This window comes from Pseudomonas sp. HMWF032, from assembly GCF_003060885.1.
Classification (GTDB): Bacteria; Pseudomonadota; Gammaproteobacteria; order Pseudomonadales; family Pseudomonadaceae; genus Aquipseudomonas.
The window spans coordinates 1,045,647-1,064,461 of record NZ_QAIG01000005.1; the positions used below are offsets into that span (position 1 = coordinate 1,045,647).

An 18,815-nucleotide genomic window follows, 5' to 3' on the forward strand; every position below is an offset into this window, starting at 1 on the left:
CAGGATCAATCAGCATGTCCCATCCCTTCGATATTCTCAGCATTGCTAATCGTCCCGGCCGGTTGATCTTTACGCCTTGCCCAGGCACCAAGGACAGCAGCATCGACAGCGCCCTGAGCACCCTGAAACAGGCGGGTGCCGATGCGGTGCTGACCCTGATGCCCTACGCCGAACTGGCGCAAAACGCCGCCAGCGATTTGCCCGCGCTGTGCGCCGCGCAAGGTTTGCTCTGGCTGCATCTGCCGGTTGCCGATGAGCAGGTGCCGCAGGCGGATTTCGACGCCGCCTGGCCGGCGGCCATGGTGCAGATTGCTGAGCTGCTGGCCGCCGACAAGGCCATCGCCATTCACTGCAAAGGCGGCTCCGGGCGTACCGGATTGATTGCCGCGCGCATCCTGATCGAATTGGGTATTGAGCGCAGCGAGGCCATCAGCCTGGTGCAGGCACTGCGGCCGAAAGCCATTCAGCATCCGGCCCATGCGGGCTGGATCGCCCAGTTCGGCAACTGAGATGAGCATGCTAAACACCATCGGGCTGTTCGCCCTCACGGCCCTGGCCGAGATCATCGGCTGCTACCTGCCGTACCTGTGGCTCAAGCAGGGTAAGAGCATCTGGTTGCTGTTGCCGGCTGCTGCCTCGCTGGCGCTGTTTGCCTGGCTGCTGACTCTGCATCCAACTGCCGCCGGGCGGGTGTATGCCGCTTATGGCGGGGTGTATGTGGCGATGGCGATTATCTGGCTATGGCTGGTGGACGGTATTCGCCCGACCCATTGGGACCTGCTGGGCGCCGCTGTGGCCATGCTTGGCATGGCGATCATTATGTTTGCGCCGCGTAGCGCCTAATCACGTTCTAGAGGGAGTTTGTGTATGGCTATCAAGGTAGGTATCAACGGTTTTGGTCGTATCGGTCGTCTGGCGCTGCGTGCAGCCTGGGGCTGGCCGGAACTGGAGTTTGTGCAGATCAACGACCCGGCCGGCGATGCCGCGACCCACGCGCACCTGATCAACTTTGACTCGGTGCATGGCCGCTGGCAGCACGAGGCCGGTAGCGACGGCGACGCGGTGGTGATCGACGGCAAGCGCGTTCAGGTCACGGCCAACAAAGCCATCAGCGATACCGACTGGAGCGGCTGCGACCTGGTGATCGAGGCCAGCGGCAAGATGAAGACTGTCGCCGTGCTGCAGGGCTATCTGGATCAAGGCGTGAAGCGCGTGGTGGTCTGCGCGCCGGTCAAAGAGCCGGGCGCGCTGAATATCGTGATGGGCGTTAACCAGCAACTGTTCGACCCGGCGCAGCACCGCATCGTTACGGCGGCGTCCTGCACCACCAACTGCCTGGCCCCGGTGGTCAAGGTGATCCACGAAAACCTCGGCATCCGCCATGGCTCGATCACCACCATTCACGACCTGACCAACACCCAGAGCATCCTCGACCAGCCGCATAAAGACCTGCGCCGTGCGCGGGCTTCGGGTATGAGCCTGATCCCCACCAGCACCGGCTCGGCGACGGCGATTGCCGAGATATTCCCCGAACTGCGCGGCAAGCTGAACGGCCATGCGGTGCGCGTACCGCTGGCCAACGCCTCGCTGACTGACTGTGTGTTTGAAGTGGAACGCGCCACCACGGTGGAGGAGGTCAACGCGCTGCTCAAGGCCGCCGCTGCTGGGCCGCTGGCCGGGATTCTGGGTTATGAGGAACGGCCACTGGTGTCCATCGACTACCGCACCGACCCGCGCTCGTCGATCATTGATGCGCTGTCGACCCTGGTGATCAACGGCACCCAGGTGAAGCTCTACGCCTGGTACGACAACGAATGGGGCTACGCCAACCGCGCGGTGGAGTTGGCGCGGATGGTCGGTTTGGCAGATTAGCCAGGCTCTTTTGAGAGGGGCTTTAGTCGCGCCAGCAGTTGAGGCATGTCGCGGCTAAAACGGAATGCCGCCCAGCCCGTCCCACGGTCTACATAGGATTCGTTATGCACGCTCTATCCCGCCTGGCCCCCGACGTGCGCCAATACCTATTGGTAACCGGTAACTACTGGGCCTTTACCCTTACCGACGGCGCGCTGCGCATGTTGGTGGTGCTGCATTTCCACAGCCTCGGTTACACGCCGCTGCAGATTGCGGCGCTGTTTTTGTTCTACGAGATTTTCGGTGTGGTCACCAATCTGGTCGGCGGCTACCTGGGCGCGCGGTTGGGCTTGAATCGCACCATGAATATCGGCCTAGGCCTGCAGGTGGCGGCCTTGCTGATGCTCACCGTGCCGGCGGCCTGGCTGACGATTCCCTGGGTGATGGGCGCGCAGGCGTTGTCCGGTATCGCCAAAGACCTGAACAAGATGAGCGCGAAAAGCTCGATCAAGCTGCTGGTGCCGGACAGCCAGCAGGGCACCTTGTACAAGTGGGTGGCGATCCTGACCGGCTCGAAGAATGCGCTCAAGGGCGTGGGCTTCTTTATGGGCGGTGCGCTGCTGGCGCTGCTCGGTTTCACTGGCGCGGTATTGGCCATGGCCGCTGTGCTGGCGCTGATCTGGCTGGCCAGCGTGGTGCTGCTGAAAAAAGAGTTGGGTAAGGCCAAGGCCAAACCAAAGTTCCGCGACATGCTGTCCAAAAGCCGGGTGATCAACCTGCTTTCGGCGGCGCGGCTGTTTCTGTTCGGTGCGCGCGATGTGTGGTTTGTCGTGGCGCTGCCGGTGTACTTGTCCAGTGTCTTGGGCTGGGATTTCTGGATGGTCGGCGGTTTTCTGGCGACCTGGGTGATTGGCTACGGCATGGTGCAGGCGTTTGCCCCATCCATTACCGGCAAGGCCAGCGGCCAGTTGCCGGATGGCCGCGCGGCGTTTGCCTGGGCCGCCGTGCTGGCTGGTGTGCCGGCACTGATTTCCCTGGGTATGGGCAGTGCTTGGCCCGTGCAATGGGTGCTGATCGGCGGCTTGCTGGTGTTCGGTGCCGTGTTTGCGGTGAACTCCTCGCTGCACAGCTACCTGATTGTCAGCTACGCCAAGGCAGACGGCGTGTCGCTGGATGTCGGCTTCTATTACATGTCCAACGCCGCCGGCCGGCTGCTCGGCACGTTGCTCTCGGGCTGGGTCTATCAGGCTTATGGCCTTGAGGCCTGTCTGTGGATTTCTTCGGCGTTTGTGCTGCTGGCGGCGCTGATTTCCATCGGTTTGCCAGGCAATCAAGGGATTGCCGGCAGGTAGGTTGGGTTGAGTCGCGCAGCGCAGAAGCCCAACGGCGCGTGGCAATCTTTGTTGGGCTTCGCTGCGATCAACGCCAACCTACCCCGGCCATAGCACTCAGTGAGTATCGATATTTTCCACGTCGCGTAGCGGCTTTATGAGGGCAACAATAAGCGCAAGTTTGTGCAAGAACAGTCGGGGCGATCAGGCGCAGACTCCTGAATATTCCAAGGGAGTCTGTTGATGAATCTGTCGCTTTATCTGCTCACCGTACTGATCTGGGGCACCACCTGGATCGCCCTCAAACTGCAATTGGGCGAGGTGGCAATTGCCGCCTCCATCGCCTATCGCTTTGCCCTGGCCTCGCTGGTGCTGTTCGTCATCCTGCTGCTCAGCGGCCGTTTGCAGACGCTCGACAGGCGCGGCCAACTGATTTGCCTGGTGCAGGGCTTGTGTCTGTTCTGCCTGAACTTTATGTGCTTCTACACCGCCAGCCAGTGGATCCCCAGCGGTCTGGTGGCGGTGATTTTCTCCACCGCCACGCTGTGGAATGCGATCAACGCGCGGCTGTTCTTCAAACAGCAGATCGCCGCCAATGTGCTGGCCGGTGGCGCACTGGGCCTCGGCGGGTTGGCGTTGTTGTTCTGGCCGGAACTGGCCGGGCAGGAAGCCAGCCATGAAACCCTACTCGGCATCGGCCTGGCACTGCTCGGTACGCTGTTTTTCTCTGCCGGTAATATGCTCTCCAGCCTGCAGCAGAAGGCTGGTCTTAAGCCACTGACCACCAATGCCTGGGGCATGCTGTATGGCGCGCTGATGTTGGTGGCTATCTGCCTGGTCACGGGCACGCCGTTCGGCTTCGAGTGGAACACTCGCTATGTCGGCACCCTGCTGTACCTGGCGATTCCCGGTTCGGTGATCGGCTTTACCGCCTACCTGACCCTGGTCGGGCGTATGGGCCCGGAACGCGCGGCCTACTGCACCGTACTGTTCCCGGTGGTGGCGCTGAATATCTCGGTGTTTGCCGAGGGCTACCAATGGACGGCACCGGCGCTGTTCGGTTTGCTGCTGGTGATGTTGGGTAACGTGCTGGTGTTTCGTAAACCCAAGGCTGCGCCTCTGTTGGTGACACGCGAGGCATAGGGTGCGTTCGAGAGGCTGGGGATTGATGTGGGAGGAGCTTTAGCCGCGACTCAGGCGATAAAGCTGTCGCGGCTAAAGCCCTTCCCACAAAGCGTTCAAAACAACCCCCACTGCCCGCCGATCAAGGTGGCGAAATCATGTTTAGAAAACGGCAGGATGGCATCGCCCGCCGGGTAAAGCATGTAGGGTGGATGACGCTTTTATCATCCACCTTGGGATCGCAGTGGGTGGATGGGTGAAACGTCATCCACCCTACGAACGGCCCTGGCAGCCAAGGGTTAACTCGGCCACTTCCAGGCCGGTTCATCGAGCATGCCCTGGCCCCGGATAACGGTTTGCCCCAGCTGCTTTTCCAGCACGATGGCGTTGCACTCGGGGTGTTGCTCCAGGGTGGCAATCAGGCGGCTGGCGTGGGACACCACCCAGACTTGAGTGTGCTGCGAGGCGGCGATAATCAGCCGGCCGAGGGCGGGCAGCAAGTCGGGGTGCAGGCTGGTTTCCGGTTCGTTCAGTACCATTAGCGATGGCGGCCGTGGCGTGAGCAGGGCGGCGACCAGGAGCAGATAGCGCAGGGTGCCATCCGACAGTTCGCTGGCCGACAACGGTCGCAATAAGCCTTCCTGTTGCAGTGCTACGGCGAAGCGTCCGCTGGCCTGCATATCAATACACAGACGTGTGCCAGGGAAGGCGTCACTGATGGCTGCATCCAGCGCAGCGGGATCGCCGATTTCACGAATGGTCTGCAATGCTGCCGCCAGGTCACGGCCGTCGTGATGCAGCACTGGTGTGCGAGTGCCCAGTTGCGGCAGGCGCGCGGGTGCTTCGGCATCGCTGCGAAAGTGATCATAGAAGCGCCAGCGGCGGATATGTTCGCGCAGCCTGAACACTTCCGGGCAGGCGGGATCATTGCCGATCTGATCGAACAGGCTGTCGAAGCTCGGCAGGTGCTGGGCCATCACCTGCCAGTTGCGCCCTTCGCGTATACGCACCATCGGCCCGGCGCGATCCACCAGCAATGAGGCAGGGCGATAGCTTGCCCCAGCCCAGATGCATTCACGTTTGATCTCGGGATCCAACGCGAAGGCGGACAGGCTTGGCTCTGGCAGCCCGAGGGAAATGGCATAGCTGAAATCATCGCCGGCAAAGCCCAGGCGCAACCGTCGGACCTCCTTGCGCGGGCCGCCCTGCACCGGTACCTCGCCGCTGAGCATGCGTCGGCTAATGGTTTCCGGCCCGGCCCAGAAGGTGGAGTCCAGCCCGCCTTCGCGAGCCAGTGCATTGACCACGCCGCCCTGGGCGGTTTCCGCCAGCAGGCGCAAGGCGCGATAGAGGTTGGATTTGCCGCTGCCATTGGCCCCGGTCACCAGATTGAGCCGGCCTAATGGGAGCACCAGGGCGTTGATTGAGCGGTAGTTAGCGACGGCAAGGGTGTGCAGCATGGGTGTCGTCCTGACAGCTAATGAAGGGTTTTTAGCGGCGCGGCTTGCCTAGAACAAGCCTAGTTGTCCGCCGATCAAGGTTGCAAAATCATCTTCGACAAACGGCAGTATGGCGTCGGCCACGGGTTGCAGTTGGCGGGTCAGGTAGTGGTCGTAGTCGATGGCGGCGTTGCGCGCTTCCAGCGGTTGCGGGCCGGCGGTGGTGAGCACGTAGCTGATCCAGCCGCCGCGTTGGTATTGCAGCGGGCGGCCGTGCGCGGCGTTGTACTCGTCGGCCAAGCGCGCGGCGCGCACATGGGGCGGTACGTTGCGTTCGTAATCGGTGAGCAGGCGGCGCAGGCGTTTGCGGTAGACCAGTTGCTCATCCAGCTTGCCGCTCAGGGTGCGCTCGACGTAGTCACGCACATAATCCTGATAGGGTTGGCCGAGAAAGATGCGCTCATACAGCTCGCGCTGAAACTGCTGGGCCAGCGGTGACCAGTCGCTGCGCACGGTTTCCAGGCCTTTGTAGACCATCTTGTGGCCACCGTCAGGCTGGGTGATCAGGCCGGCGTAGCGCTTCTTGCTGCCTTCCTCGGTGCCGCGAATGGTCGGCATCAGAAAACGCCGGTAATGGGTTTCGAACTGCAGTTCCAAGGCGCTTTCCAGGCCGTACTCATCATGCAAGTGATCGCGCCACCAGGCGTTGACCTTGGCCACCAGTGCGCGGCCGATCTGTGCGGCGTCGTCTTCAGCATGCGGGCGCTTGAGCCAGACGAAGGTGGAGTCGGTGTCGCCGTAGATCACCGCATAACCCTCGGCCTCGATCAGCGCGCGGGTGCGGGCCATGATCTCGTGGCCGCGCAGGGTGATGGAGGAGGCCAGGCGCGTATCGAAAAAGCGGCAGCCGCTGGAGCCGAGCACGCCGTAGAAGGCGTTCATGATGATCTTCAGCGCCTGCGACAGCGGTGCGTTGCGCTCGCGTTTGGCCGCCTCACGGCCCTGCCATATGCGCTCGACAATCACCGGCAGGCAATGCTCGCTGCGCGAGAAGCGCGCGCCGCGAAAACCCGGCACCGAATGGGCGTTGTCCGGCTGGCGCAGGCCTTCGATCAGCCCCACCGGGTCAATCAGAAAGCTGCGGATAATCGACGGGTACAGGCTCTTGTAATCGAGCACCAACACCGACTCATACAGCCCGGGCTGCGACTCCATGACAAAGCCGCCGGGGCTGGCTTGCGGCGGGTTGTCCCCCAGGTTCGGTGCAACAAAACCACGGCGGTGCATCAGCGGCATGTACAGGTGTTCGAAGGCCGCCACCGAGCCGCCGCTGCGATCAGCCGGCAGGCCGGTGACCGTGGCGCGCTCCAGCAGGAAGTCGAGGATTGCGGTTTTGCCGAAGATGCGCGTGACCAGCTCGCAGTCGCGCAGGTTGTAGCGTGCCAGAGCGGGTTTGTCCTCGCGGAACATACGGTCGATTTCGTCCATGCGCTGGTAGGGCGTGGCAATATCCTTGCCCTCACCGAGCAGGCTTTGCGCGACGTTTTCCAGGCTGAACGAGGGGAAGCTCCAGGTCGCCGAACGCAGCGCCTCGATGCCGTCGATGATCAAGCGACCGGCGGCGTCGGCAAAGAAGTGGCCGTTGCCGCTGCCATGCTCGCGCCATTGCATCTCGCTGCCATCGCGGCCCAAGCGCAGGGGGATGGCCAGGTTGCGCGCGTGTTCGTGCAGCACACGCAGGTCGAATTGCACCAGGTTCCAGCCGATGATCGCGTCCGGGTCATGCGCGGCCATCCACTGGTTCAGGCATTCGAGCAGCTCGCCACGGCTGGCGCAGTAGTGCAGCTGAAAATCCACCTGCGGCGGTTGTTCCGGCGTGCGGCCGAGCATGTACACGTTGCGCTGGCCGCAGCCGTCAATGGCGATGGAGTACAGCTCACCAAAGGCATTGGTTTCGATGTCCAGCGAGGCCAACTTGAGCGTCGGGCGGTAATCCTCACAGGGCTTGATCTGCGCCTCGAGCAGCAGAGCGGGATTGGTCGCATCGGGCGAGCCGGTGAACTGCACGGGGGCGGTGATAAAACGCTCCATCAGGTAGCGCTCGGGCGGGCGTATATCGGCTTCGTAGACATCCAGACCGGCGCGGCGCAGCTGTTTGTCGAGGTCCATCAAGGTGCGGTGCTGCTGGCAATACAGGCCGAGCACCGGGCGCTGGTGAAAGTCCTTGAGGCTCAGCGGGCGCAGCTCAACGCCGCGCCCGTTGGCCAGCAGCGCTTGCGCCTGCTCGCGTTGCGCAGCGGGGATAAAGGCCACCGAGGTTTGCAGCGGCAGACGCAGCAGGCGCGGACCGTTGTCGGTGGCCAACCAGAACTCCACCTGCGTGCCGGCCGGCGTATCACGCCAGTGTCGGGTCAGCAGAAAGCCCTGTTGTAAGTCCACCGCGTTGCTCTCGGGTCTGTGTTGAGAGGCAATTCTACGCAGGCTTTTATCTGTATGCCTATACAGTTGTTGTGCGGCTGCCAAGCGGGCACAGACAAATCAGCTATTCCGAGTAAAATGCTCGGCCTGATTGACTGCCCGATAGCGAAACCATGTCCCTGCCCAAGCACCACCTCGAACTGCTGAGCCCCGCGCGCGATACCGCGATTGCCAAGGAAGCCATCCTGCACGGCGCCGATGCCGTGTACATCGGCGGCCCCGGCTTCGGTGCGCGGCACAACGCCAGCAACAGCGTGGCGGACATTGCCGAGCTGGTGCAGTTTGCCCACCTGTTCCATGCGCGGGTGTTCGTCACCCTCAACACCATTCTGCATGAGGATGAGTTGGAACCAGCACGGCAGATGATCTGGCAGCTCTACGAGGCGGGCATCGATGCGCTGATCGTGCAGGACATGGGCGTGATGGAAATGGACCTGCCGCCCATCGAGATCCACGCCAGCACCCAGTGCGACATCCGCACCCTGGAAAAAGCCCGCTTCCTCGACAACGCCGGTTTCTCCCAGCTGGTGCTGGCCCGCGAGTTGAACCTGGAAGAGATCGGCAATATCTGCCGCAGCGTCGATTCGGCGGTGGAGTTCTTTATCCACGGCGCGCTGTGTGTGGCGTTCTCCGGGCAGTGCAACATCTCCCACGCGCAGACCGGTCGTAGCGCCAACCGGGGTGACTGCTCGCAAGCCTGCCGCCTGCCATACACCCTGAAAGACGATCAGGGCCGCGTGGTGGCCTTTGATAAGCACCTGCTGTCGATGAAGGACAACAACCAGACCGACAACCTGATCCATCTGGTCGATGCCGGCGTGCGCTCGTTCAAGATCGAAGGGCGCTACAAAGACATGAGCTACGTGAAGAACATCACCGCGCATTACCGCCGGGAGCTGGATGCGATTCTCGAACAGCGCCCGCACCTGGCCCGTGCGTCCAGCGGCCGCACTGAGCACTTCTTCACCCCGGACACCGACAAGACCTTCCACCGCGGCAGCACCGATTATTTCGTCACCGACCGCAAGGTGGACATCGGCGCATTCGATTCGCCGACCTTTACCGGCTTGGCGGTGGGGTATATCGAGAAGGTGAACAAGCGCGACCTGATTGCCGTCACCGACACGCCGCTGTCCAACGGCGATGGCCTCAACGTGCTGATCAAACGCGAAGTGGTGGGCTTTCGCAGCAACATCTGCGAGCTGAAAGGCGAGTTCGACGAGGACGGCGAGAAACGCTACCGCTACCGCGTCGAGCCTAATGAGATGCCCGAGGCCATGCACCGCGTCCGCCCGCAGCATCCGCTCAACCGCAACCTCGACCACAACTGGCAGCAGGCTCTGCTCAAAACCTCATCCGAGCGGCGCATTGCGGTCAGCTGGCAGTTGGCGGTGCAGGGTGATCAGTTGAATGTGAGCGTCACCAGTGAAGAAGGTATCAGCGCCCGCGTGAGCCTGAACGGGCCGTTCGCCGCCGCCAAGGATGCCGAGCAAGCCCGCGAGCAATTGGCCGATGGTTTGAGCAAGCTGGGCACCACCATCTACTACAGCACTGGCGCGCAGATTGACTGTGAGGCCGTGCCATTTGTCCCAGGCTCGCAACTCAAGGCCCTGCGCCGTGAAGCGATTGAGGCGCTGACCCAAGCCCGCGTCGCCGCTCATCCGCGTGGCGGGCGCAAACCGGTGAGCGTGCCGCCACCGGTCTACCCGGAGTCGCACCTGACCTTCCTCGCCAACGTCTACAACGACAAGGCGCGCACCTTCTACAAGCGTTACGGCGTGCAGCTGATCGACGCCGCCTACGAGGCCCATGAAGAGGCAGGCGATGTGCCGGTGATGATCACCAAGCATTGCCTGCGTTTCTCCTTCAACCTCTGTCCGAAACAGGCCAAAGGCGTGACCGGCGTACGCACCAAAGTCTCGGACATGCAGCTGATCCATCAGGACGAAGTGCTGACCCTGAAGTTCGACTGCAAGCCGTGCGAGATGCACATCATCGGCAAGATGAAGGGTCATATTCTGCATCAGCCACAGCCGGGCAGTGCCGCGAGCAAGGGCGGCGCGGTGGGCTATATCACCCCGGATGATTTGCTCAAGACCATTAAGCGCTAGGGTTGATGCCAACCTTTAGGAGCCAGCTTGCTGTGGTTCGGCACTCCGACGATGCTCTTCAGATAGCCCGGCTGTAATCCGGTGCTATTGCTGGTGGACAGGCTTCGCGTTGTCCACCCTACCCATGTCCAGCGCGGGGCGGAAAATTGTGCAGCGTTTTCCATCAGGGTGTTCAGCTGATGGGCTGTGCCGTGCGCTTATTCTTTTATTCTTTGCCCTTGGCCAACACCAGCCACGCCATCAGCGGATAGCAGAAGTAATGCAGGCCAAAGAGCAGCAAGCCCATCGGGCCGGGTTCATCTTTGAGCCACATCATGGCCAGTAAACCCAGATAGAGCAGGGCCAGGATGCCGCCGTAGTAAAAGAGCAGGTGGCGGCGTTCACGCGGGGTGGGGCGGCGTTGCTGGTGCAGGTAAAACCACAGGGCCATGCCGCCGGCCACGGCGCTGGCGATCAGCAGCGTGGTCAGCGGGCCGCCGAGTTTGACGAAGGTGCGCAGCAGCAGGTTCAGCATGATCACCGCGATCACACCGCCCAGGGCCAGGCGGGTCATGGGTGCAGGCGCGACGTGCGGTGCGTTCATCGGCAGGCTCCTACAGGCTGCGATTGAGGCCGAAGCGCTTTTTCAACACCCGTTGCAACAGGCCCTTGGGCAGCACAGCGGCCAGCAAGGGCAGGGCGCGGCTGCCGTTGCCGAGGCGCAGCAACAACGGTCGCGGCTGGTTTTGCACGGCGGCGAGCAGGTTGCGGGCGAAGTGGCTGGCGGGGGTGGGGTTGTCTTGCGAGGCGTTGGCGCGGGCGCGGATGCCGTCGCGGATCGGCCACCAGGGCGAGGTTTCGTCGATCAGTTGCTCGGCTTGCTGGCTGGCCTGGGCACCGAAGCTGGAGGCGATCGCGCCGGGCTGCACTTCCATCACCTCGATGGCGAAGGGTGCCAACTCCATGCGCAGGGCGTCGGTCAGCGCGTGCACGGCGGCCTTGGAGGCGCAGTAAGCCCCAGCAAACGGGGTGACCAGTACGCCGGAGACGCTGCCGATATTCACCACCAGCCCCTTGTTCTGCCGCAACAGCGGGAACAGTGCGCGCGTCACGCCGATCAGCGAGAACACGTTGGTTTCAAACTGCTTGCGCATGGCCTCAACACCGCCATCGAGCAGCGGGCCCATGGCGCCGTAGCCAGCATTGTTGATCAGCACATCAAGGCCGCCGATTTCGGCTTTCAGGCGCTCAGCCAATTGGCCCAGCGCCAGGCCATCGTTGACGTCCAGCTGCACAGCGTGAAAACCGGCATCGCTTAATGCGGCGACATCCTCGGGTTTGCGCGCCGTGGCCCAGACCTGATAACCGGCTTGCTGGAACACCTCGGCCAAGGCGCGGCCGATGCCGCTGGAACATCCGGTGATCAGTACGCTGGGCTGGGTCATGCAGGTTTCCTTATTGTTTGAGTGGGGCGCCGCTCAACGGCTAAAGCTGCCCTGCAGGCGCTCGGCGCGAAACTCCAGGGTGCTGGCACGATACCCGCTGCGCAGGGCTGGCAAGGGCAGGCAGGTTTGCCAGTCGGCGTCGGGCAGTAATTCGCCGGGGCCGCTGTAGCGCGGGGTTTCATACAGGCGCTCAGCCAGGTTGACGCTGTCGCCAGGGCGGTAGGCGGCGATCTGCCAGTGCAGCTCAAGCAGCGCGGCTTCGCTGCCGTTCTTCAGGTTGAGGGCCAGCGGACGATCTGCCGGGCAGCGCGCGGGAGCGTAGTCGAGGCGTAATTCGAGGTGAGCCAGGTGGCGATTCTCGCGGCTTTCCTGCCAGAGCACCCAGCTGGCGACCAGGCCCAGGCCGATCAGCGCGCCGAGTGAGATTGGCAGTGCCTTGCTCGGGTAGCGGATCAACAGGATCAGCCAGCTCAGTACCAGGATTGCGCCAAACAGCATCACTCAGGCCTCGGGCTAAGGGTGGTCAGGGTTGTCACGCAGGAACACCAGACTATCAGCCTTGGAGTGTTCCGCCGAATAGCGATAGCCCTGGTAGTTGAAATCCTTGAGGCCGGCTGGGTCAGTCAGGCGCTCTTTGATCACGTAACGGGCCATCAGACCGCGCGCTTTCTTCGCGTAGAAGCTGATGATCTTGTACTGGCCGTTTTTCAGGTCCTTGAATTCGGTGTCGATGATCCGTGCATTCAGCGGCTTGCGTTTTACTGCGCTGAAGTATTCGTTGGACGCCAGGTTGAGCAGCACCTCGTCGCCTTGAGCCGCCAGCGCCTCATTCAGCCAGCCACTGATGCGCTCGCCCCAGAAGTCATAGAGGTTGTTGCCGCGCACGTTGGCCAGCTTGGTGCCCATTTCCAGGCGGTAGGGCTGCATCAAGTCGAGCGGGCGCAGCAGGCCATACAGGCCGGAGAGCATGCGCAGGTGCTGCTGGGCAAAGTCGAAATCGGCTTCGCTGAAGTCCTCGGCGTTCAGGCCGGTGTACACATCGCCTTTGAATGCCAGCAAGGCCTGCTTGGCATTGTCAGGGGTGAAGGCGGACTGCCAGCTGCCAAAGCGCGCGGCGTTGAGGCCGGCGAGTTTGTCCGACAGGTGCATCAGTTCGGCAATTTGCGCCGGGCTGAAATCACGCAACTGATCGATCAGCACTTGAGCGTGTTCCAAGTGTTCCGGTTGGGTAAAGCGTGGCGTGGCCGGCGGTGTTTCGTAATCAAGGGTTTTGGCCGGGGAAATCACCATCAACATAGGCTGTGCTCCTGAAAGTCTGCGGCGATTCTAGAAGCTGGCGGCGGCTGAGACTACCTATTAGGGCAATTAGCCCGGTCGATTCGGACCTTGTTATTGCGCATGCCTGCACCGCGTTGGCGCAACGCTGCAGTCACTGTGCTGCCGGTACGGTGAACGGGGGCTATAAGCATGTGGAACACCGTTGCAGAGACGCGCCATCCAGTACTGAATGGGGCGTGTAGGGCCGGGCACGAGGGTGTAGGTGTTTCGGAAGGAAAAAACAGGACGGCCCGAAAGCCGGTAGGACTTCCGACTTTAACGGTGGCCGGGCAGGCCGCCAAGCGCTATTTGTCGCACCGATAAATAAACCGGTAAATGCCGAAAAAAACATTTTTCTGTCATCTTTTTTGGAGTATCTAAAAGGCAAGACCGCCGAACCCTGCAGACAGGTGGCGGCCATTGGCCCTCACCTTTTTGCAGCCTTCTCAGCTCCGGCACTGAGGAGTCGGTGGCCCCTCCGCGGCGCATTCGCCCCTGCGCCGCTTGGCTACTACAAGAAGGTGACCGAGTATGGATGACCACGGACGCTCCAAGCCCACCGCCCCAACCCTGTACGCCCTCGACACCAATGTGCTGATCCACGACCCCAACGCGCTGCTGAATTTTCAGGAGCACCATGTTGCTATTCCGATGACTGTACTGGAGGAACTGGACAAGCTTAAAACCGGCAAACAGGGCGTGGCCGCCGAGTGCCGCCAGGCCATCCGCCTGATCGACAAGATTCTCGGCAGCGCCAACCCGGAGGAAGTGGAGCACGGTGTTGCCATCCAGCGTGAGAAGAGCGGCCCGTGCGGTTTTCTGTCGATTCTCATGAGCAAGAGCGCTACCCCGGTCACCTGGCTGCCGGAAGACCTTAACGACAACAAGATCATCAACCAGCTGGTCGAGCTGAAGTCCCGTCGCCCCGGTCTCAACGTGGTGCTGGTGACCAAAGACATCAACATGCGCCTTAAGGCGCGCGCCTGTGGCATCGACTCCGAGGACTACCACACCGACCAGTTGGTCGATGACGTGTCGCTGCTGTCGCAGGGTTACCACAATATGGAAGGCTCCTTCTGGGACCGCGTGAGCAAGGTGGAAACCCGTCAGGACCACGGCCGTACCTGGCACCGTGTACAGCTCACCGACAACCTGCCGGCGGTGCACGTCAACGAGTTCATCATCGACGAGCAGGGCTTTGTCGGCTGGATCAAGGGCATCAAGCACGGCGAGCTGATGATTCTCGATCTGCATCAGGAGCCTTTGATGCACCAGGAAGCCTGGGGTCTGCGCCCGCGGGACATCTATCAGTCACTCGCGCTGTTTGCCCTGCTGGATCCGGACATTCACCTGGTCAACCTGTCCGGCGCAGCCGGTTCCGGAAAAACCATCCTGGCCTTGGCAGCGGCCATCGAACAGACCATGGTCAGCAAGCGTTACCGCCGGATTATCGCCACCCGCAGCGTGCAGGGGCTGGATCAGGAAATCGGTTTTCTGCCCGGCACCGAAGCCGAGAAGATGGAGCCCTGGCTTGGCGCGATCACCGACAACCTCGAAGCCCTGCACATGGACGACGAGAACACCCACGGCAGCGTCGACTACATCCTGCAAAAGGTCCCGCTGCAGTTCAAATCGCTCAACTACATCCGTGGTCGCAGCTTCCAGCAGAGCCTGATCCTGATCGACGAATGCCAGAACCTTACCCCGCACCAGATGAAAACCATCATCACCCGTGCGGGCAGCGGTTCCAAAGTGGTGTGCCTGGGCAACCTGGCGCAGATCGATACCCCTTACCTGTCGGCGCCCAGCTCGGGCCTGACCTACCTGACGGAGCGCTTCAAAGACTTTGAGCATGGCGTGCACATCACCCTGCAGGGTGTGCCGCGCTCGATCCTTGCCGAGTACGCCGAAACCCACATGTAACCCTCACTCGCGCTCGCCCAGCAGGCCGTTATGCCTGCTGGGCCGGGTGCCGCCGTAGCCTCACGTCTGAATCCCCTGGCATTCACAGGTGCCGAAACCTGACCCCTGGGTTTACAATCGCCGGACACTTGCCTGGAGCCTGTCCGTGTTAACCCATCTCGATTCCCAAGGCCGCGCCAACATGGTCGACGTCAGCGATAAAGCTCAAACCGTCCGTGAAGCGGTCGCTGAAGCCTGGGTGCGCATGCGCCCGGAAACCCTGCAGATGATTGCCCAGGGCGATCACCCCAAGGGTGATGTGTTCGCCGTGGCACGGATTGCCGGCATTCAGGCGGCGAAAAAAACCAGTGACCTGATCCCGCTGTGCCACCCGCTGATGCTCACCAGCGTCAAGGTTGAGCTGATGCCTGAGGGGGCGGATGCCGTACACATCACCGCGCGTTGCAAGCTAGCCGGGCAAACCGGCGTGGAAATGGAAGCCCTGACCGCCGCCAGCGTTGCCGCGCTGACCCTCTACGACATGTGCAAAGCCGTGGATCGCGGCATGGTGATCGAACGCGTGCGCCTGCTGGAAAAGGTCGGTGGCAAGAGTGGCACCTTCAAGGCAGAGCCTGTGGCGGGAGAAGACGCATGATCCGCGTGCAGTATTTCGCTCGTTATCGTGAGGCTCTGGGTTTGGATGGCGAACAGCTGAACGCTGAGTTCGCCAGCCTTGATCAACTGCGCCAACACCTGCTGGCGCGCGGCGGCGTCTGGGACGTACTGGCCGAGCAGAACCTGATGTGCGCGCGCAATCAGGAACTGTGCAGCCTGGATGAGCCGCTGACAGCCGGCGATGAAGTGGCATTCTTTCCTACCGTAACCGGCGGTTGAGCCGTTTTTCGTCGCGGCTAAAGCCCCTCCCACAGAGAACCTCTGCATGAGCATTCGCGTCCAGTCGCACCCCTTCGATCCGGGCAATGAGCTCAACGCGTTGCATGCGGCCAATCTGGGTATTGGCGCGGTGGTGAGTTTTGTTGGTTATGTGCGCGACTTCAATGAGGGGCGCGAAGTCGGCGGTATGTTTCTCGAGCACTTCCCTGGCATGACCGAAAAAGCCCTGGGCAAGATTGCCGAGGAAGCTGCGCAGCGCTGGCCACTGCTGGGCATTGAGGTGATCCACCGCATTGGCCGTCTGGAGCCGGGCGAGCCGATTGTGTTTGTTGGCACCAGCAGCGCTCACCGTCAGGCGGCGTTCGATGCCTGCAACTTCGTCATGGACTACCTGAAAACCCGCGCACCGTTCTGGAAGAAGGAAGACACCGCCGAAGGCCCGCGTTGGGTCGAGGGGCGCTGTTCCGATCAGGCGGCTGCCGAGCGCTGGAATCAGTCTGGCTGAACAGGTGCTAACTGGCGTGCCGATTGCGGCTGGCCTGCACAATCCGCTGGGCCGGCACACGCAATTGGGCCAGCAGGTACTCGGCAAATTCCGGGGCGTAGGGTTGTAGCGCGATGGCCTGGGCCATGCAGTCGAGCCAGCTCTGGCTCAGTTGCTCGCTGATCGGCCACTGGGCGTGGAAGGCCGGGATGGCGATGGAGCCATAGCGCTCACTGAACAACCTCGGCCCGCCAAGCCAGCCACTGAGAAAACAGGCCAGCTTGTCGCTTGCCAGCGTCATGCTTTCGCCGTGCAACTGACGCAGTGCGTGGGCTTCGGGACGTTCATCCATCAAACGGTAGAAGTCTGTCACCAGGCGCCGTAAGCCTTCGATGCCGCCCGCTGCCTGATAGGACGCATCGCCCACACCGTACACCGCTGCCTGCTGCATCACTCGTGCTCCTGATTAAAGCCCGCAGTATAACGGTGCACGGGATCAGGGCCGCCTCGGCCTGGATGATCAGTGGGCAAGAAAGCGGCGCAGGCTGCGAATTTCGCCCTGGATCAGCGGCAGCGTGTTCTGCAGTACCTGGCTGCTGTCTGGCAGCAGGCTGTCGTCGGCCTTGCTGGTTTGCAGGGCGGTAAAGCTGCCACTGGTAAACGGCAGCACCACTTTGTGCTGGTCACCGAGGAAGGCCAGGCGGTCCCAGTCGCCGGCCAGTAGAAGTCGGTCGGGTTTGGCATCGAACAGGCTGCGGCCGATTGAGTAATCCTGTTTTGGGTTTTTCACGCCTAGCAGCGGCAGCAGAGTGGGCAGCAGGTCGCTGTGGCTGGTGCGCAGGCTTTCCTGCTGAGCCGCGTGGCCAGGCACCCAGAGTACCAGCGGCACCCGTACCTGTTCGTCGACAAAGGTCGAGTTATGCCCCCAGCGGCCTTGTTCCATGAATTCTTCGCCATGATCACCGGTGATCACCACCAGGGTATTGTCGAGCAGACCGTTCTTCTCCAGGTGCTCGGTGATGCGCGCCAACTGGCTGTCCAGGTGGTGCACCGCGTTCAGGTAGCGGTTGTAGATGCCGCCAATGTCTCGTTGCAGGTTCATGCTGGCGTAGCTGAAATCCGGTAGGTAGTCCGGTTTGATCACCGACTCCTGCGGGAAGTTGTAGTTGGCGTGCGGTGACTCGAAGAACAGGAAGGTCATAAACGGCGTGTTGGGGTCGCGCTGATCGACGAACTTCAGCAGTCGGTCCACATTGCGCCGATCACGCTGCCACGTCTCGCCCTGGTCATCTTCGATCATCTGCTCGCGCGGCACATTGACGAACAGGGTCTTGTCGAATTCCGGGTAGCTGAAGCGGGCGCTGGTGAACAGCTTGATCTGGTAATTCTGCTGCTGCAGCACATCGATCAGCGGGCTGCCGACGCGGGCATCAAGCACCGGAAACCAGAGGTTCGCTGGCAGGCTGTAGAACTGGCTGAACATGCCGATGCGTGTACCGTTGCCGCCGGAGTAGTGGCTAACGAAATGCTGAGCGCGCTTGGCGAAGGCGTGCGTCTGCGGCATCACTTCAGGATTGAGGCTGTCGGCGCGCCAGGACTCGGCCACCAGCCAGACGATATTCAGCGGCTTGGCCGGTGGTTCGATGCGCAGCGGTGCCTGGGGATAGCGCAACTGGCCTTTCAGTTCGGCGCTGGCGACTTCCATGCGTTGTGGGCGTTGCAGACCAAACTGCTGCTCCAACACGCGGCGCATGGTCAGTGGCTGGTAAAAGGGCACCCGTTGGGCGCTCTCCAGCAGCGGGCTGTACCCATAGAAATGACTGACGCCGTAGCTGACCCGTTCACCCAGGGTGACCACAATAAACAGTGGCAACACCCAGGCCAGCCGTGGCAACGGCAGGCCCAGGCGTGCCAGGCCGTGGGCGGCGGCCAGCAGCAGCGCCTGCAGGGCAAAGATGCCGGCCGCGAGCAGCGCCACTTCGCGCTCGGTGGAGGCCGAGGAGCCCAGCGCCGCAATCCCGCCGGGCGTGGTGATGATGTTCCAGACGAAACCGTTGAGGTGGAAGCCATAGAGCTGCCAGAGCAGGTGGTCGCCATACAGCGCCAGTTGCACCGCGCCTGCCAGTACGATTGCCAGCACTGCGGCTGCTTTGCCTGAAACACGCAGCAGCAGGCGCGTGATGGCCCAAGCGGGGGCGATAAACAGCAAGGCATAGCTGCCAATCAGCAGCAGTTGATAGAGCAACAGCCATGACGGCGCGGCCAGATCAAAGAAATGTCCCAGGTTCAGGGCGGCTGCCAGCCAGGTCAGAAGCCAATAGGCGGCATAGGGGCGACGCGGTGCGGCGAGTGGCATGGACAATCCTTGCAAAGGGCGACAGGAGGAATGGCGCAGTCAGGCGTCGGCCAAGGAAAACAGCCTTGGCTTAACTGCGCATTAAATGTCGCGCTTACGTTGCAGC

At 61.9% G+C, this 18,815-nt stretch carries 18 protein-coding genes; 10 read left to right on the forward strand and 8 right to left on the reverse strand.

What is annotated here, in order from left to right; all coding sequences use genetic code 11:
* Positions 1-14 precede the first annotated feature (14 nt).
* The 5 genes from DBR00_RS07605 to DBR00_RS07625 all read left to right on the forward strand — a co-directional run bounded on the left by DBR00_RS07605 (position 15) and on the right by DBR00_RS07625 (position 4,325).
* A complete protein-coding gene (locus tag DBR00_RS07605; RefSeq protein WP_108485841.1) occupies positions 15-509 on the forward strand; it encodes a tyrosine-protein phosphatase in 495 nt (164 codons plus the stop codon).
* Between the two features lie 7 nt (positions 510-516).
* Positions 517-843 (forward strand): YnfA family protein, encoded by a 327-nt coding sequence (locus DBR00_RS07610; RefSeq protein ID WP_108485866.1) that lies wholly within the window; start codon positions 517-519, stop codon positions 841-843.
* Positions 844-867: 24 nt separating this feature from the next.
* Positions 868-1,872, forward strand: coding sequence for an ArsJ-associated glyceraldehyde-3-phosphate dehydrogenase (locus DBR00_RS07615; protein WP_108485842.1), 1,005 nt, complete (start codon positions 868-870; stop codon positions 1,870-1,872).
* Positions 1,873-1,976: 104 nt separating this feature from the next.
* Positions 1,977-3,203: an organoarsenical effux MFS transporter ArsJ gene (gene arsJ, locus DBR00_RS07620; protein WP_108485843.1), complete on the forward strand. Its 1,227-nt coding sequence runs from the start codon at positions 1,977-1,979 to the stop codon at positions 3,201-3,203.
* 222 nt (positions 3,204-3,425) lie between these two features.
* The gene (locus tag DBR00_RS07625) at positions 3,426-4,325 is read left to right on the forward strand and encodes a DMT family transporter (protein ID WP_108485844.1); all 900 of its coding nucleotides are present in this window, start codon (positions 3,426-3,428) and stop codon (positions 4,323-4,325) included.
* A 278-nt stretch (positions 4,326-4,603) separates the two neighbouring features.
* On the opposite strand, the gene DBR00_RS07630 is transcribed toward DBR00_RS07625, so the two are convergent.
* The gene (locus tag DBR00_RS07630; protein WP_108485845.1) at positions 4,604-5,764 is read right to left on the reverse strand and encodes an AAA family ATPase; all 1,161 of its coding nucleotides are present in this window, start codon (positions 5,762-5,764) and stop codon (positions 4,604-4,606) included.
* A gap of 48 nt (positions 5,765-5,812) precedes the next feature.
* A complete protein-coding gene (locus DBR00_RS07635) occupies positions 5,813-8,182 on the reverse strand; it encodes a DNA polymerase II (protein ID WP_108485846.1) in 2,370 nt (789 codons plus the stop codon).
* A 152-nt stretch (positions 8,183-8,334) separates the two neighbouring features.
* On the opposite strand from DBR00_RS07635, the gene DBR00_RS07640 reads away from it, so the two are divergent.
* A complete protein-coding gene (locus DBR00_RS07640) occupies positions 8,335-10,332 on the forward strand; it encodes a U32 family peptidase (RefSeq protein WP_108485847.1) in 1,998 nt (665 codons plus the stop codon).
* Positions 10,333-10,537: 205 nt separating this feature from the next.
* Here the strand turns inward: DBR00_RS07640 and DBR00_RS07645 are convergent, their stop codons facing one another.
* Genes DBR00_RS07645 through yaaA form a run of 4 tightly spaced genes read right to left on the reverse strand, consistent with a single transcriptional unit; the run spans position 10,538 to position 13,052 of the window.
* Positions 10,538-10,915, reverse strand: coding sequence for a hypothetical protein (locus DBR00_RS07645; protein WP_256582949.1), 378 nt, complete (start codon positions 10,913-10,915; stop codon positions 10,538-10,540).
* Between the two features lie 10 nt (positions 10,916-10,925).
* Entirely contained in the window at positions 10,926-11,756 is an 831-nt protein-coding gene (locus DBR00_RS07650; RefSeq protein ID WP_108485848.1) for an SDR family oxidoreductase, read from the reverse strand.
* Between the two features lie 33 nt (positions 11,757-11,789).
* A complete protein-coding gene (locus DBR00_RS07655; RefSeq protein WP_108485849.1) occupies positions 11,790-12,254 on the reverse strand; it encodes a multidrug transporter in 465 nt (154 codons plus the stop codon).
* A 15-nt stretch (positions 12,255-12,269) separates the two neighbouring features.
* Entirely contained in the window at positions 12,270-13,052 is a 783-nt protein-coding gene (gene yaaA, locus DBR00_RS07660; RefSeq protein ID WP_108485850.1) for a peroxide stress protein YaaA, read from the reverse strand.
* A gap of 552 nt (positions 13,053-13,604) precedes the next feature.
* Here yaaA and DBR00_RS07665 point away from each other — a divergent pair.
* From DBR00_RS07665 to moaE, 4 genes are all read left to right on the forward strand, one after another.
* Positions 13,605-14,996: a PhoH family protein gene (locus tag DBR00_RS07665; protein ID WP_108485851.1), complete on the forward strand. Its 1,392-nt coding sequence runs from the start codon at positions 13,605-13,607 to the stop codon at positions 14,994-14,996.
* A gap of 145 nt (positions 14,997-15,141) precedes the next feature.
* The gene (gene moaC / locus DBR00_RS07670; protein WP_108485852.1) at positions 15,142-15,630 is read left to right on the forward strand and encodes a cyclic pyranopterin monophosphate synthase MoaC; all 489 of its coding nucleotides are present in this window, start codon (positions 15,142-15,144) and stop codon (positions 15,628-15,630) included.
* On the forward strand, positions 15,627-15,869 hold the full coding sequence (locus tag DBR00_RS07675; RefSeq protein WP_108485853.1) for a MoaD/ThiS family protein: 243 nt from the start codon (positions 15,627-15,629) through the stop codon (positions 15,867-15,869). Before moaC ends, DBR00_RS07675 begins: the two co-directional genes overlap by 4 nt.
* Before the next feature lie 46 nt (positions 15,870-15,915).
* Positions 15,916-16,374 carry a molybdopterin synthase catalytic subunit MoaE gene (moaE, locus tag DBR00_RS07680; RefSeq protein ID WP_108485854.1) on the forward strand — a complete coding sequence of 153 codons (459 nt, stop codon included), beginning with the start codon at positions 15,916-15,918 and terminating at the stop codon, positions 16,372-16,374.
* Between the two features lie 7 nt (positions 16,375-16,381).
* Here moaE and DBR00_RS07685 read toward each other — a convergent pair whose 3' ends face one another.
* Positions 16,382-16,804 carry a group II truncated hemoglobin gene (locus tag DBR00_RS07685; RefSeq protein ID WP_108485855.1) on the reverse strand — a complete coding sequence of 141 codons (423 nt, stop codon included), beginning with the start codon at positions 16,802-16,804 and terminating at the stop codon, positions 16,382-16,384.
* A gap of 69 nt (positions 16,805-16,873) precedes the next feature.
* Positions 16,874-18,709 carry a sulfatase-like hydrolase/transferase gene (locus DBR00_RS07690; protein WP_108485856.1) on the reverse strand — a complete coding sequence of 612 codons (1,836 nt, stop codon included), beginning with the start codon at positions 18,707-18,709 and terminating at the stop codon, positions 16,874-16,876.
* Positions 18,710-18,815: the final 106 nt, after the last annotated feature.

Excerpts from the sequence above, each read along its gene's own strand:
- DBR00_RS07605 (WP_108485841.1), top strand. The coding sequence starts at position 15 with ATGTCCCATCCCTTCGATATTCTCAGCATTGCTAATCGTCCCGGCCGG.
- DBR00_RS07610 (WP_108485866.1), top strand. The coding sequence starts at position 517 with ATGCTAAACACCATCGGGCTGTTCGCCCTCACGGCCCTGGCCGAGATC.
- DBR00_RS07615 (WP_108485842.1), top strand. The coding sequence starts at position 868 with ATGGCTATCAAGGTAGGTATCAACGGTTTTGGTCGTATCGGTCGTCTG.
- arsJ (WP_108485843.1), top strand. The coding sequence starts at position 1,977 with ATGCACGCTCTATCCCGCCTGGCCCCCGACGTGCGCCAATACCTATTG.
- DBR00_RS07625 (WP_108485844.1), top strand. The coding sequence starts at position 3,426 with ATGAATCTGTCGCTTTATCTGCTCACCGTACTGATCTGGGGCACCACC.
- DBR00_RS07630 (WP_108485845.1), bottom strand. The coding sequence starts at position 5,764 with ATGCTGCACACCCTTGCCGTCGCTAACTACCGCTCAATCAACGCCCTG.
- DBR00_RS07640 (WP_108485847.1), top strand. The coding sequence starts at position 8,335 with ATGTCCCTGCCCAAGCACCACCTCGAACTGCTGAGCCCCGCGCGCGAT.
- DBR00_RS07645 (WP_256582949.1), bottom strand. The coding sequence starts at position 10,915 with ATGAACGCACCGCACGTCGCGCCTGCACCCATGACCCGCCTGGCCCTG.
- DBR00_RS07650 (WP_108485848.1), bottom strand. The coding sequence starts at position 11,756 with ATGACCCAGCCCAGCGTACTGATCACCGGATGTTCCAGCGGCATCGGC.
- DBR00_RS07655 (WP_108485849.1), bottom strand. The coding sequence starts at position 12,254 with ATGCTGTTTGGCGCAATCCTGGTACTGAGCTGGCTGATCCTGTTGATC.
- yaaA (WP_108485850.1), bottom strand. The coding sequence starts at position 13,052 with ATGTTGATGGTGATTTCCCCGGCCAAAACCCTTGATTACGAAACACCG.
- DBR00_RS07665 (WP_108485851.1), top strand. The coding sequence starts at position 13,605 with ATGGATGACCACGGACGCTCCAAGCCCACCGCCCCAACCCTGTACGCC.
- DBR00_RS07675 (WP_108485853.1), top strand. The coding sequence starts at position 15,627 with ATGATCCGCGTGCAGTATTTCGCTCGTTATCGTGAGGCTCTGGGTTTG.
- moaE (WP_108485854.1), top strand. The coding sequence starts at position 15,916 with ATGAGCATTCGCGTCCAGTCGCACCCCTTCGATCCGGGCAATGAGCTC.
- DBR00_RS07685 (WP_108485855.1), bottom strand. The coding sequence starts at position 16,804 with ATGCAGCAGGCAGCGGTGTACGGTGTGGGCGATGCGTCCTATCAGGCA.
- DBR00_RS07690 (WP_108485856.1), bottom strand. The coding sequence starts at position 18,709 with ATGCCACTCGCCGCACCGCGTCGCCCCTATGCCGCCTATTGGCTTCTG.